We start from the raw sequence: 13,473 nt of genomic DNA on the forward strand, positions 1-13,473 counted from the left end.
CTGGTGGATCTACCGGCTCGGCAGGCGCTGCCTCCATGACGGTGCCCTGCCCGATCCGCTCGTCAGCGACCGAATCGTCGCTAGCTTCATCCTCGGCATCGGCGAGCGCCGGTTCGGTGCGCGCCACCGGCATCGCCACCTGTTCGATCGGCTCGAATCGGGCTCCGGCGGCCGGACGCATGGCACGGCCGGAGAACAATTCCCTCAGAAGCGTGCTAATCGCCATCAGCAGCAGCGACGCGGCGGCGGCGGCACCAGTGATCGGGCCGATCTTCGGGAAATACGGTTCGGTTGGCACCTGTGCTTTCGAAAGCAGACGGGCGTCCACCGGCAGATAGTTGCGGTCCGCGCGCGAAGCCGCCTCGCGGTAGCTTGCCATATAGGATTCGAGCTGCTGGCGCTGGGCATTGGCGTCGCGCTGCAGCGCATCGAGCTCCACCTGCTGCTCGCCGGCGCGGGCCGAAGCGGCTTTCAGCATGTTGACCTCCTGGACCAGCTGGTCCTCGCGAGCCTTGGCGGTCTGTGCCTGAGTCGCCAATCCCTTGAGGATCTTCTGCGCCTCGTTGCGGATCTGGCCGTTGAGATCGGCAAGCTGCGACTTCAGCGCCCGGATGCGAGGATGGTTGTCGAGCAGCGTTGTCGACAGATCGGCAATATTGGTCCTGAGCTCTACCTGCCGCTCGAGCAGGCGCTGGATCAGCTCGGAAGACAGAACTTCCGGCACGCTGTCCAGGGTGCCGCCATTCTGCAGCGCCTTGCGCACGCTGTCGGCGGTCGCCTCTGCGGCGGCGCGATTGGCACGCACCCGGGAAAGCTCGCTCGACAGTTCCGAGAGCTGCTGCGTCGCGAGCACCGAATTGTTGCCGCCCATCAACAGGTCGGATTGCGCGCGATAGGCGGCAACCTTGGCTTCGGCATCCTTCACCCGATTCTGCAGATCGGTGATTTCCGGGCCGAGGAAGCCTGTGGCGGCGGTGTTCGATTCCATCTTCGCACTGCCTTTTGAGGCAAGGTAGGCCTGCGCAATGGCGTCCGCGACCTGGGCGGCGAGCTTTGGATCGTTCGAGGAGAACTCAACGGCAATTACGCGGGATTTTTCAACGCCGTAGACGTTGAGCTTATCATGCATTGCCTTGAGCACGCGCTCTTCCGGCGGGATGTCGAAGGGATCGCTCTTCAGGCCGACAAGCACAAGCGCGCGACTGAGCGCCGACATCTTCAACGCTTCGTCGAATTCCGGCAATTTTTCCAGGTTGAGGTCCGAGGCAACCTTCTTGAGGATATCGGGCGAGGATATGATCTGGACTTCGGTGGCTACAGCCTCCTCATCGGTCGCCGGCTTGTCGTCGCTGGTTGTGCCGGCCGGCCGAGTGAAGACCGATTCGCGCGACCCGATCTCCAGCTTGGCCACTGCCTTATATTGAGGCGTCGCCAGCCAGGCGAAGGCAAACGCCAGCCCGGTCACGACAAGCGTGACGAGAACAATGCGCAGCCAATTCCTCGCCAGGCTGGCGAAGAGCTGTCTCAGGTCGACATCGACATCTGCGGCCGCGGACTGAACGGACATGCATCCTGCTCCGAACTTTGAGTCGAGGATGGACCGTAAACAACTATGGTAACTCAGCCGTTAAGATCAGGATGCGTACTTATTAGAACGCACTCAAAGAACGTCCGGCGAAAGCAATAGAACAATTGAGTTTTTTGCCAGCAGCCGACGAGTCCAAGGCCCATCCTTTACCGACCATTAACCCTAACAGGATGATAACGGGCGCACTTCCTGGGGTTGGCCGCCTCACCGGTGGCGAGAGCGACGAAGGTTCGTGTCCGATCATGAAAAGCACTGCTCATCTCTTTCGCGCCATGCTCGCCTTGTCGCTGCTTACCGGCTGTTCCAGCTACCGGCCCGCGCCCGCCGCCTTTCATGAAGTGCTCGACCAGCCATACAGACTCGGCGCCGGCGACCGCATCCGCGTGACGGTGTTCGAGCAGGACGGGTTGACCAACACCTACAGCGTCGACCAGTCCGGCTACATCTCCTTCCCGCTCGTCGGCGCCGTGCCGGCGCGCGGCCACACCGCCCAGCAGCTCGAAAAGGAAATCGCCGATAAATTGCGCCAGGGATATCTGCGCGATCCCGACGTCTCGGTCGAGATCGACCGCTACCGGCCGATCTTCGTCATGGGCGAAGTCGGCGCCGCAGGGCAATATTCCTATGTGCCGGGATTGACGGTGCAGAAGGCGATCGCGATCGCCGGAGGCTTCACGCCGCGCGCCAACCAGGAAAGCGTCGACATCACCCGCGATATCAACGGCAAGGTGATGACCGGCAGGGTGCAGACATCCGATCCGCTCCTGCCCGGCGACACCGTCTACGTCCGCGAACGCCTGTTCTGAAAATCAACGTGGCGGCTCACCTTCGGATCGTCCACTGCTTCCGCTCACCTGTCGGGGGAATCTTCCGGCATGTGCGCGACCTGACCGAGGCGCAGGTCGCCGCCGGCCATTCCGTGGGTATCGTCTGCGATTCGACCACGGGCGGGGACTATGAGGAGCGGCTGTTCGGAGCGATGAAGGAGCGCCTGGCGCTCGGCATCCATCGCACGCCGATGCAGCGCCATATCGGACCGGGCGACATCGCCGCAGCCTGGCGTACCTATCAAATCATCAAGGAATTGCGGCCGGATGTGCTGCACGGGCATGGCGCCAAGGGTGGCGCCTATGCCCGTCTGTTCGGCTCACTGTTGCGGGTTTCAAGGTCTCGCGTGGCCCGCCTTTATTCGCCGCATGGCGGCTCGCTGCACTATGACGAAACGACGGCCACCGGAAAGCTGTTCTTCGCGCTGGAGCGTTTCATGGCCCGCTTCAGCGACTGTCTTCTGTTCGTTTCCGAGTACGAGCGGACAACCTATCGACGGAAGGTCGGCGAGCCGCCCATCCCCAACAGGCTGGTCTATAACGGCCTGCGGGCCGTCGAGTTCGAACCGGTGGCGCCGGCGGCTGATGCGGCCGATCTCATATACATCGGCATGATGCGCGATCTCAAAGGCCCGGACATCTTCATCGATGCGCTGGCGCGGGCCGGCAGGGAGCTCGGACGCCGGCTAAGCGCGGTGATGGTCGGTGCCGGCGACGACCTGCCACGCTACCACGCTCAGGTGGAGCGACTCGGACTGAAGGGCCACGTCCGCTTTCTGCCGCCGATGCCGGCCAGAGAAGCCTTCGCCCTGGCCGAGCTAATCGTCGTCCCGTCCCGCGCGGAAGCAATGCCCTATATCGTGCTCGAGGCCCTGGCAGCCGGCATGCCGATGATTGCCACCGCCGTGGGCGGCATTCCCGAGATCTTCGGCGAAGACTCCCCTGCCCTGATCCGACCCGATGCCCGCCAACTTGCCGACAGGCTCAGAACGGCTTTCGACGATCGCGGCGCCTACCGCAAGCTGATGCCGCAAAACCCCGAGTTGAAAGCGCGATTCGGGGCCGACGTGATGGCGGCCGAGATCGAGAAGGCTTACTTCGCGGCGCTAAAGCTTTAGAATTTACTAATCTAGCTATAGGCGTGAAAAAAACCGCCAGTCGTCGCAAGCAACAACACGCATTCAAAGCCACCTGTTGTTTCAAGGCTTTCTTAGCTCTCTTTTGCTATTCACTCGCGCGAAGCTCGCGGACAATCCCCATGAACGAGATCGACCCCGCGCACCGCTTTTCGATGGAAGCGGTGCGCAAATTCGACGGCCCGACCGAAGCTCAAGTGCCCGGCATCAATGACGTGGCGCGACAGGTCGCCTCGCAGTACCGGCGCGATACAATGTCGCCGATCATGGTCAGCGGCGTGCTGCGCATGGTCGAATTCGCCGTGCTCTTCCTGTCAGGCATCTGCCTCTATTTCTACTATGTCGGCTTCTTCAACTATCTCGCCTGGCAATATCCGCTGACGATCGCGGCAGCTTCGTTCCTGGCGGTGGTGCTGCTTGACGTCAGCGACAGCTACCAGATCGCGGCGCTGATGCGCCCCCTCGCCAATTTCGGCCGCGTGCTCCTCGTCTGGGCCGGCACCTTCGCGCTGATGGCTCTCACGGCCTTCGCCATGAAGGCCTCGGAGGACTATTCGCGCCTCCTGTTCGGCAGCTGGTTCGTGGTCGGCTTCGTGCTGATCTTCGGGCTCAGACTGGTGATGTCCAGGCTGATTAGGCGCTGGGCGCGCGACGGGCGCATGGAGCGCCGCGCGCTCATCGTCGGCGGCGGCAAGTCGGCCGAAATGCTGATCCGCTCGGTCGAGAAGCAGCCGTACAACGACATTCGCATCTGCGGCATCTTCGACGATCGCGGCGACAAGCGCTCGCCGCCGATCGTCGCCGGCTACCCGAAGCTCGGCACCATTTCCGAGCTGATCGAGTTCTCCCGCATCGCCCGCATCGACATGCTGATCGTGTCTCTGCCTCTGACGGCGGAATCGCGCGTGCTGCAGCTTTTGAAGAAGCTGTGGGTTCTGCCGGTCGACATCCGGCTCTCGGCGCATTCCAACGCGCTGCAGTTCCGCCCGCGCGCCTATTCCTACATCGGCTCGGTGCCGATGCTCGACATTTTCGACAAGCCGATCAACGACTGGGACTCGGTCGCCAAGCGCAGCTTCGACATCATCTTCTCGCTTGTCGGCATCATCGTATTCTCGCCGGTGATGCTCGCCACCGCGATCGCCATCAAGCTCGACAGCAAGGGGCCGGTGCTGTTCAAGCAGAAGCGCCACGGCTTCAACAACGAGGTCATCGAGGTCTACAAGTTCAGGTCGATGTATACCGACAGGTCCGACCCGACCGCCAAGCAGACGGTGACCAAGAACGACCCGCGCGTCACCCGCGTCGGCCGCTTTATCCGCAAGACCTCGATCGACGAGCTGCCGCAGTTCTTCAACTCGCTGTTCGGCTCGCTGTCGCTGGTCGGGCCGCGCCCGCATGCGATCGCCGCCCAATCGCACAACCTGCTCTACAACGAGGTGGTCGACGGCTATTTCGCCCGCCACAAGGTCAAGCCGGGCGTCACCGGCTGGGCGCAGATCAACGGCTGGCGCGGCGAGATGGACACCAATGAAAAGATCCGCATGCGCACGGAATACGATCTCTACTACATCGAGAACTGGTCGATGCTGTTCGACCTGCGCATCCTGTTCCTGACGCCGGTCCGCCTGCTCAACACGGAAAACGCCTATTGAGCGCGCTCGCGCAGGAGTTGCCGGCGGACGCGGTGAGCAAGTTGCCGCCTCAGGCGGTCAACCAGTTGCCGCCACAGGCGGTCAACGCAAAGCTGATCGCGCTGATCTCGTCGGCCGCTATCGTCGTCGGCATCCTGCTTTCCGGCTTCGTCATCAGCGAGCCGGCACCCTACGAGCTCTACATGGCCGGGCTGATCGCCGTCTGGGCGCTGTTCGGCCTCAGAATATCGCGAGCGATATTGCCGCTGCTGGTGCTGTTGGTGGCGATGAACATCGGCGGCATGATCGCGATGACGCAGATGGCGGATCTCGCCAACACGCCGCTCTATCTGGCGGTCTCGCTGTTTCTCGCCTTCAGCGCGGTCTTCTTCGCCTCGGTGACATCGGTCCAGCCTGACCTCTACCGGCTGATCTTCATCGCCTATGTGGCCTCGGCTGTGGCGACCTCGCTGCTCGGCATCGCCGGCTACTTCCATGCCTTTCCGGGCGCGGAGATGTTCACAAAATACGACCGCGCCGCCGGCGCCTTTCAGGACCCGAACGTGTTCGGTCCGTTCCTGGTGCTGCCCGGCACCTACCTGCTTTATCTGCTCTTGACCGGCCCGGTATCGCGCATGCCGCTTCTGGCGGTGCCGCTATTGATCATCACCGCCGGCATCTTCTTCTCCTTCTCTCGCGGCGCCTGGGGCATGTTCGCGGTGTCGGCGGTGCTGCTCACCGCATGCCTCTTTCTGCAGAGCGCCAGCGGCATGTTCCGCCTGCGGGTCGTGGTGATGACGATCGCCGCGCTCGCGCTGCTGATCATCGCCATCCTCGTCATCCTGCAACTGCCCGGCGTGTCGGACATGTTCACCCAGCGCGCGCATCTCGAGCAAAGCTACGATACCGCGCGCCTCGGCCGCTTCGCACGCTATACGATCGGCTTCCAGCTGGCACTGGAACACCCGTTCGGCATCGGCCCGCTGGTCTTCGGCACGATCTACGGCGAGGACACGCACGACATCTGGCTGAAGGCGCTGATGGACTATGGCTGGCTGGGCTTCGTCTCGTTCCTGACGCTGACCCTGTGGACGATCTGCGCCGGGTTCCGCATCCTCCTGCGCGCTCGTCCCTGGCAGCCCTATCTGCTTTGCGCCTATGTCGCCTATCTCGGCAATATCGGGCTCGGCACCTTCATCGACATCGATCACTGGCGCCATCTCTATCTGCTGCTCGGGCTGATCTGGGGCGCGATCGCGCTGGAATACCGGCACCAGAAGGAATTGCGGTTGGCGCGCGCCATCCCTGCTGCGGCACAGTCGTCGGCGAAATAGCCGCCGAATTCGGTTGACCCGCACGGGGTTCTCACGATACATCGCCACCCGGTCCGGAGTGTAGCGCAGCCCGGTAGCGCACTTGACTGGGGGTCAAGGGGTCGTCGGTTCGAATCCGGCCACTCCGACCATTTTTCAAGCCTGAGACTTGCCCCCCAGAAGTCCCCTCCAATCTACTACTGGCACACGTCGACCCATTTGGCGTCTACAAGTTCGGCCATCCGCTGCGGCGCAATCCGCACGGCGGCATTCGTCGCGCCGGCGGCGGGGACGACCTCGTCGAAGGCTTTGAGCGTCACATCGCAAAAGACCGGCAGCGGCGCCGGCAGACCGAAGGGACAGACGCCGCCCGGCGGGTGGCTGGTCGCGGCAAGCACCTGTTCGCCGTCGAGCATGCGCGGCTTGCCGCCGAGCGTGTCCTTGCATTTGCGGTTGTCGAGCCTGGCAGTGCCGCTGGTCACGACCAGCATGGTCTCGTCGCCGACGCGCAGGCAGATGGTCTTGGCGATCTGCGCCGGCAGCACGCCATGGGCGTCGGCCGCCAGTGCCACGGTCGCCGAGCTCGCTTCGGTGACCAGCACCTCGATGTCGGGTGCATGTTCGGCAAAGAAGGCGCGGACCGATTCCAAGCTCATGAGCGAAACCTCAATCAGGCATGTTGGCCAGTCGATGCCGCCGAATCGTGGCAGCGGCCGGGATTGCCGCATGGCGCGCCGGCAGTTGGCAAGGGCCAGGGAACCATCTGTGGAAGACGCAAAAAAGCCCGCCAGGGCGGGCCATGGCGGGCTTTTTTCGCGGACGCTTCAGCGTCTCTATTGCTGTGTGGGCCGATTCTCTTCGATCGGCATCATGATCAATTCCTCTTCCGGCACCTGCAGCGCGGAAGCGATACGCCTGAGCTTGGCGGGGTCGGCGTCTTTGCCGTCCTCGATGTCGACGATCTCGCCCACGGCCAGGCCGCAGGTCAAGGAAAGCTCCTCAATCGTATATCCCCTCGTTTCGCGGACGGCTTTCAGCGGATTGAGGCCGGACGCGGCAATAATGTTGTTGGAAACAGCGTTTCTTGCGGTGTTGGGCATGGCAACTCCTTGGGATGAAACAACACAGATGAAATGTGGCGTTGCCTGAGACGGGCGGGAGAATGGCCGTTAACGGATGATTTGCCAAGAGGCCGTTTTGGCCGTCACGCCATCGTGACCGTGGTCATCGGCTGGGAGCCGAGGCCGCAGGCCACCGACATGTAAGGTGGCGCGAAGCCCAATCAAGATCTTTTGAAGCGCCGAAGGCCGCACCCGCCGGCATTTTGCCCACTCCGATTCGTTAGCTCTCCGTCGCTTGCCGGAAGGCGGGCGACGCCAGCCCCTTTGAAGAGGATCGGAATCCATGAAACTGAAGCTATTCCTATTCGCTGTCGTACTCGGCATGATTTCAGGCTTTGCGGGCGCCGCTCAGGCGGACACCGTGCGCTTGCGCGGCACGGTGGTCGACCTCGCCGGTACGACGCTGACGGTGAAAGCCCGCGACGGCAAGACCGATACGATCACCCTTTCCCCCGACTGGATGATCTCCGGTGTCGCCAAGGCGTCGGCCGCCGATATCAAACAGGGCGATTTCCTCGGCATCGCATCGGTGTCCAAGGCCGACGGCGGCAGCGGCGCGCTGGAAGTCGTGATCTTCCCGGCGGCGTTAAAGGGAACCGGAGAAGGCGACCGCGATTGGGATTTGCAGCCCAACAGCCGAATGACCAACGGCACTGTCGCCGACGTGACCGAGGTCAACGGCAGGACCGTGACGCTGACCTACAGCAATGGCCAGAAGAAAGAGATCGCCATCCCGCAATCGACGCCGATCGTGAAATTCGCGCCCGCTGCCCCCGCGGATCTCAAGCCAGGCATGACCGTGTTCGTCAGCGCCGAGCGCGGCAGCGGCGGCAAGCTCGTTTCGCGCCGGGTGGTGGTCGGCAATCATGGCGTGGCGCCGCCGATGTGAGGCGCGCAGCTGACGCATCAAGCTCGAAAAGCATGGTGTCGAGCCGTCCATGCGCGCCCGCAAGGGCGCGCGGCGCGATCGTGGTTCGCCAGAAACAATCCAGAAACAAAAATCTACAGTCCGGAAAAAGTGTCGAAAAAATCCAGGAGGATAGTGCCGATCGCGGGGCTTGGGTCACCGATTTGGTCCGGTGAACTCCGGAACGCCCGCGTAAAAGGAAACGAAATCATGAAGAAGTCCCTCCTCTCCGCGCTCGGGCTGGCTCTGGCCCTGGCATTCACCATGCCGATCCTCGGCACGACCAGCGCCGATGCGGCCCCGGTGGTAAAGCACCACCATCACAAGCATCATCGCCGGCACCATCATCATCATCACCACCACCATCATCACCACCATAAGAAGGTGGTTGAGAAGAAGGCCTGATCCTTCCCACCTGCCGATGGGAAGGCAGGCCTTCATTGTATTGGTCGCGCAAGTCTTCCCATCGGAATTTTTCGCTTCGTGGGACAAGCCTCTCCTTTGAGCACCCGCTGTCCCTTGATTTGAGCACCTGCTGTCCCCTGATGAGCGCGCAGCCGGGTTCGATCGCTTTTCAAGCGGTCCCGACCTCTTGCCTCATCAAGTCGCCACTGCCCAACGAGCGCTTAGCGCCGCCGGCAAATTCGGCACCTACGGTAATCCCTGAACCCTGACACCTTCACAGCAATGCTCGCCAGGCGACAAAAATTGCGCGGGCCATGAACCTTTCCATTGGAGGCCGCACCAAGCGGTCATGGACGCCACGAAGGCGTTCCTCAACCCGACCGGGACGCCAGAAAGCGATCCCAACAACCAATGGAAGGAAATGCTCAAATGACCAACTTCAAGCGTATCTCGCTCGCCGCCGCCTTCGTCGTCTCGGCTTTCGGCTCGGTTTCCGCGCCGGCCTTTGCCGGCACGCATCCGACCGGCGACGGCGGTGCGGTCTGCAAAGGCTCCGGCTCCTGTCTGGTGCTGCAGCTCGACTGTAAGGGCACCTACACCGACGCCACCGATAAGAACGGCACCGTCTACGGCAAGTGCAGCCAGGTCATGAAGGTCGATCCTAAGAGCCGGATCAAGCTCGCGAACTGATCGAAGCCGGAGCCCACTCCATCCCGATTCCATCCGGTTGGACTCTCGTGCTGACGGAATGGCGGCCGGCGCGAACGGTCGCCATTTCTGTTTCGCAGCCCGGAGTCAGCGCCGGCTGATCAGAAGGCCGGCAAGCAGGCCGACCACGACCAGTCCGACGGCGGCCACGGTGGCCGGATGCTCGCGCGCGGTGTGCTCGAGCGCCCTGCCCCGGCGCCTGATTGCCGGCAGCGCCTCGTGAAAGCGGTCGGCGAGCTGCGAATAATAATCGGACGCCGCCTCGCGGCCGTCCTCGTAATAGGTGTCGCCGCGTTTTGCCAAGGCTTTCCTGACATCGTCAAGTTGACGCGAGAGCGCCGCGACCTGCCTGTCCAGATCGAGATCGGAAAGGGTCGAAAACCACGCCATGCCTGATGTCCTTCTCTTGCAGAGAAGGGCTAACGCATGGATGCCACAGCAGTTCCGGCTGTCAGAGACGTCGGCCGTCCAAGCCGCCGGAGCGGCACCCGAAGCTCAACGCACCTGGTCGAGCAGGCGCTTGCACTCCAGAAGGTCGAAGAGCGCCTCCTGCAGCAAGGCCCGGTTGTCGCGCGACAATTTCGAGGAGTCCGGCTGCACGGGACCTTCGTCGTCTCCCTTGCCAAGGCCGAAGAAGCGGCGGCTGGGCTTCACCTTGGGCTGACCGACGAGCGCATCCTCGTCGCCGCGCGGCTGGGCAGCCGCGGTCAGCGGCACCTGCTCGGCCTGGCGGCGCTGCGCGATCGCCTCGACGGCTGCCATGTCGCCATTGCCGATCGCGACCAGGAAATGGTTTCCGTTCTCGCGCAACAGCTTCTGCACGCCTTTGATCGTATAGCCCTGATCATAAAGCATGTGCCGGATGCCCTTGATCAGTTCGACATCCTGCGGCCGGTAGTAACGGCGGCCGCCACCACGCTTCATCGGCTTGATCTGGTTGAAACGGGTTTCCCAGAAACGCAGCACGTGCTGCGGCAGGTCGAGATCTTCCGCAACCTCGCTGATGGTACGGAAAGCATCGGGGCTCTTGTCCATGGGCGAATCCTCACGCTGGACCGCAATCCGGAGTTGATCCGAATCGCACCTTATTTCAGCGGTTTATGAAGCGATATTCAAGCCCGGCGTCAAAGGGGCCGCGGTTTTCAACCGGCATTCGAGGGTTACTTGACGCCCTTGGCCTTGCTGTTCTGGTGCGAACGCAAGATGCGGTTCTTCAGCACGTTCGAGGATTTGAAGGTCATCACGCGGCGCGGCAGGATCGGCACTTCTTCGCCGGTTTTGGGATTGCGGCCGATGCGCTCATTCTTGGAGCGGACATGGAAAGTCGCGAAGGAAGACAGCTTCACCGTCTCGCCGCGAACGATGGCTTCACAAATCTCATCCAGGACGGCCTCGACCAACTCGGCCGATTCAGTTCGCGACAAACCAACCTTGCGGTAAACGGCTTCGGCTAGGTCGGCACGCGTCAGTGTCTTTCCCCCCATGCGACCGTCCCATCAGCTCAAAAACATAAATCGATACAGGCAGCGGCAGAGCCTAAGTAATTGATCCGGCAAGGTCAAGGACCGAACCCCCGCGTTCGGCACTTACCAGCGCAGCAACACCGCGCCCCAGGTAAAACCCCCGCCCATCGCCTCGAGCAGAACAAGGTCGCCCTTCTTGATGCGGCCGTCGGCGACGGCCACCGACAAAGCGAGCGGCACGGAGGCAGCCGAGGTATTACCGTGCAAATCGACGGTGACTACGACTTTCTCTTCGGCTATCCCGAGCTTCTTGGCGGAAGCGTCAATGATCCGTTTATTGGCCTGATGCGGCACGAACCAGTCGAGGTCTTCCGCCGTGATGCCGGCCTCGGCGAAAGTGGCCTCGATAACGTCGGTGATCATGCCGACCGCGTGCTTGAAGACCTCGCGGCCTTCCATCTTGAGATGGCCGACCGTTCCCGTGGTGGACGGGCCGCCGTCGACGAAGAGTTTTTCCTTGTGGACGCCATCCGAACGCAGGCTGGCGGCCAGCACGCCGCGATCGGCGATGTTGCCAGCCCCTTTCGCCGCTTCGAGCACCACGGCGCCGGCGCCATCGCCAAACAGCACGCAGGTCGAGCGGTCGCTCCAGTCGAGGATGCGCGAGAAGGTTTCGGAGCCGATCACCAGGACGCGTTTTGCCAGCCCGCCGCGGATATAGAGATCGGCGGTGGCGACCGCATAGACGAAGCCGGAACACACGGCCTGCATGTCGAAGGCAAAGCCGTGATGCATGCCGAGGCGGTTCTGGATTTCGACAGCCGTCGCCGGGAACGTGTTATTAGGCGTCGAGGTCGCCAGCACGATCAGGTCGATATCCGCTGGCGTCAGGCCGGCGCTGTCGAGCGCGGCGCGCGCCGCCGCCTCGCCCAGCGAGGCCGTCGTCTCGTCATCGGCTGCGACGTGGCGCTGGCGAATGCCGGTGCGCTGGACGATCCACTCGTCGGAGGTCTCGACCATGCCTTCGAAATCGGCATTCTTCATGATGCGGCGGGGCAGCGCGGCACCGTTGCCGCGCACAACTGATCTGATCAAGGTTCGTTCCTATTCCTCGGCCTCGACGGCGACGCCGGATTTCCTATTTGCCTGGGCAGTCGGATTGCGCGCATGGAACAGATCGAGATCGGCCTCGATCCGGTCAAGCAGATTGTTGCGCACCATGTCGTAGCCGAGCTCGATCGCCGCGGCAAAGCCATCCGAATCGGCACCGCCATGGCTCTTCACCACAATGCCGTTCAGGCCCAGAAAGACGCCGCCATTGGAGCGGCCGACATCCATCTTTTCGCGCAGCCGGTCGAAGGCACCTTTGGCAAAGACGTAGCCGATCCTGGCCATCAGCGTGCGGCTCATGGCGGCCCGCAAATAGCCCGCGATCTGCCTTGCCGTGCCCTCGGCGGTCTTGAGCGCGATGTTGCCGGCAAAGCCCTCGGTGACGACCACGTCGACCGTTCCCTTGCCGATGTCGTCGCCCTCGACGAAGCCGCGATAGTTCATCGAGGCCATGTTGGCCTCGCGCAGCATGCGCCCGGCCTCCTTGACCTCCTCCTGGCCCTTGATCTCCTCGACGCCGACATTGAGCAGGCCGACGCTCGGCCGCTCGATACCGAACACCGAGCGCGCCATTCCGGTGCCCAAGATGGCGAAATCGACGAGCTGATGCGCATCCGCACCGATGGTGGCGCCGACATCGAGCACCACGCTCTCGCCGCGCGTCGTCGGCCAAAGCGCCGCGATCGCCGGGCGGTCGATGGTGGCCATGGTGCGCAGGCAGAATTTCGACATCGCCATCAACGCGCCGGTGTTGCCGGCCGAGATGCAGGCCTGCGCGGCGCCGTTCTTCACCGCCTCGACCGCTTTCCACATCGACGATTTCCAGCGGCCGTGGCGCAGCGCCTGGCTCGGCTTGTCGTCCATCCTGACAGCGATCTCGCAATGGACGAACTCGCTCACCTCGGCGAGCTTGGGAAACTTGGCCAGTTCGGGACGCACAGCGTCCTCGCGGCCATAGATGACGAAACGGATGTCAGGGCGGCGGATGGCGACCGTCATCAGCGCGGGGATGACGACGCCTGGTCCGTGATCCCCGCCCATGGCATCGATGGAAATCCTGATCACGCGGTGTTTTTCTCACGGTTTGCCTGGCTAGCGGCGGGCGCCTGCCGAGGTAAGGGGGCTCGCGAAGGTTCGGCGAAAATAGCGGTTTTGGGCTGCCGCACAACCAACTTTTCCAAAATCCAGGCCGCCTTCAGGATTTTCCGAGCAGCGAACGCAGCTTTTTCTGGAATTCGCTTTCCTCGGGCTGATCGTCACC

At 62.7% G+C, this 13,473-nt stretch carries 15 protein-coding genes and 1 tRNA gene; 8 read left to right on the plus strand and 8 right to left on the minus strand.

Annotation, left to right across the window (positions count from 1 at the left end; translation table 11 throughout):
• The coding region (locus tag EOA32_RS22290) for a GumC family protein (RefSeq protein ID WP_128372906.1) at positions 1-1,567 on the minus strand (1,567 nt) is incomplete at its 3' end.
• 263 nt (positions 1,568-1,830) lie between these two features.
• Between EOA32_RS22290 and EOA32_RS22295 the strand changes: the two genes are divergently transcribed.
• The 5 genes from EOA32_RS22295 to EOA32_RS22315 all read left to right on the plus strand — a co-directional run bounded on the left by EOA32_RS22295 (position 1,831) and on the right by EOA32_RS22315 (position 6,650).
• Positions 1,831-2,394 carry a polysaccharide biosynthesis/export family protein gene (locus EOA32_RS22295; protein WP_067000804.1) on the plus strand — a complete coding sequence of 188 codons (564 nt, stop codon included), beginning with the start codon at positions 1,831-1,833 and terminating at the stop codon, positions 2,392-2,394.
• Positions 2,395-2,402: 8 nt separating this feature from the next.
• On the plus strand, positions 2,403-3,533 hold the full coding sequence (locus EOA32_RS22300) for a glycosyltransferase (protein ID WP_128372907.1): 1,131 nt from the start codon (positions 2,403-2,405) through the stop codon (positions 3,531-3,533).
• 140 nt (positions 3,534-3,673) lie between these two features.
• Entirely contained in the window at positions 3,674-5,206 is a 1,533-nt protein-coding gene (locus EOA32_RS22305) for an undecaprenyl-phosphate glucose phosphotransferase (RefSeq protein WP_128372908.1), read from the plus strand.
• Positions 5,207-5,271: 65 nt separating this feature from the next.
• Positions 5,272-6,519, plus strand: a complete 1,248-nt coding sequence (locus tag EOA32_RS22310; protein WP_128372910.1) for an O-antigen ligase family protein — start codon at positions 5,272-5,274, stop codon at positions 6,517-6,519.
• Positions 6,520-6,573: 54 nt separating this feature from the next.
• Positions 6,574-6,650: transfer RNA gene (locus EOA32_RS22315), tRNA-Pro, on the plus strand.
• Positions 6,651-6,695: 45 nt separating this feature from the next.
• On the opposite strand, the gene EOA32_RS22320 is transcribed toward EOA32_RS22315, so the two are convergent.
• Positions 6,696-7,154 carry a YbaK/EbsC family protein gene (locus tag EOA32_RS22320; protein WP_067001008.1) on the minus strand — a complete coding sequence of 153 codons (459 nt, stop codon included), beginning with the start codon at positions 7,152-7,154 and terminating at the stop codon, positions 6,696-6,698.
• Between the two features lie 177 nt (positions 7,155-7,331).
• Positions 7,332-7,598 carry a helix-turn-helix transcriptional regulator gene (locus EOA32_RS22325; protein WP_128372909.1) on the minus strand — a complete coding sequence of 89 codons (267 nt, stop codon included), beginning with the start codon at positions 7,596-7,598 and terminating at the stop codon, positions 7,332-7,334.
• 304 nt (positions 7,599-7,902) lie between these two features.
• Between EOA32_RS22325 and EOA32_RS22330 the strand changes: the two genes are divergently transcribed.
• The 3 genes from EOA32_RS22330 to EOA32_RS22340 all read left to right on the plus strand — a co-directional run bounded on the left by EOA32_RS22330 (position 7,903) and on the right by EOA32_RS22340 (position 9,621).
• Positions 7,903-8,508: a hypothetical protein gene (locus EOA32_RS22330; protein WP_189407311.1), complete on the plus strand. Its 606-nt coding sequence runs from the start codon at positions 7,903-7,905 to the stop codon at positions 8,506-8,508.
• Between the two features lie 228 nt (positions 8,509-8,736).
• Entirely contained in the window at positions 8,737-8,931 is a 195-nt protein-coding gene (locus EOA32_RS22335) for a hypothetical protein (protein WP_127246941.1), read from the plus strand.
• A gap of 429 nt (positions 8,932-9,360) precedes the next feature.
• The gene (locus EOA32_RS22340) at positions 9,361-9,621 is read left to right on the plus strand and encodes a hypothetical protein (protein ID WP_067000787.1); all 261 of its coding nucleotides are present in this window, start codon (positions 9,361-9,363) and stop codon (positions 9,619-9,621) included.
• A 105-nt stretch (positions 9,622-9,726) separates the two neighbouring features.
• Here the strand turns inward: EOA32_RS22340 and EOA32_RS22345 are convergent, their stop codons facing one another.
• The 5 genes from EOA32_RS22345 to plsX all read right to left on the minus strand — a co-directional run bounded on the left by EOA32_RS22345 (position 9,727) and on the right by plsX (position 13,277).
• On the minus strand, positions 9,727-10,029 hold the full coding sequence (locus EOA32_RS22345; RefSeq protein WP_095778647.1) for a DUF883 family protein: 303 nt from the start codon (positions 10,027-10,029) through the stop codon (positions 9,727-9,729).
• Positions 10,030-10,134: 105 nt separating this feature from the next.
• Positions 10,135-10,674, minus strand: a complete 540-nt coding sequence (locus EOA32_RS22350) for a MerR family transcriptional regulator (RefSeq protein WP_067000781.1) — start codon at positions 10,672-10,674, stop codon at positions 10,135-10,137.
• Between the two features lie 125 nt (positions 10,675-10,799).
• The gene (locus EOA32_RS22355; protein ID WP_067000778.1) at positions 10,800-11,123 is read right to left on the minus strand and encodes an integration host factor subunit alpha; all 324 of its coding nucleotides are present in this window, start codon (positions 11,121-11,123) and stop codon (positions 10,800-10,802) included.
• Between the two features lie 102 nt (positions 11,124-11,225).
• Positions 11,226-12,197 (minus strand): beta-ketoacyl-ACP synthase III, encoded by a 972-nt coding sequence (locus EOA32_RS22360; RefSeq protein WP_067000775.1) that lies wholly within the window; start codon positions 12,195-12,197, stop codon positions 11,226-11,228.
• Positions 12,198-12,206: 9 nt separating this feature from the next.
• Positions 12,207-13,277, minus strand: coding sequence for a phosphate acyltransferase PlsX (gene plsX, locus EOA32_RS22365; protein ID WP_067000757.1), 1,071 nt, complete (start codon positions 13,275-13,277; stop codon positions 12,207-12,209).
• Between the last annotated feature and the right edge of the window lie 196 nt (positions 13,278-13,473).

Source organism: Mesorhizobium sp. M1A.F.Ca.ET.072.01.1.1 (genome assembly GCF_004023325.1).
Classification (GTDB): Bacteria; Pseudomonadota; Alphaproteobacteria; order Rhizobiales; family Rhizobiaceae; genus Mesorhizobium.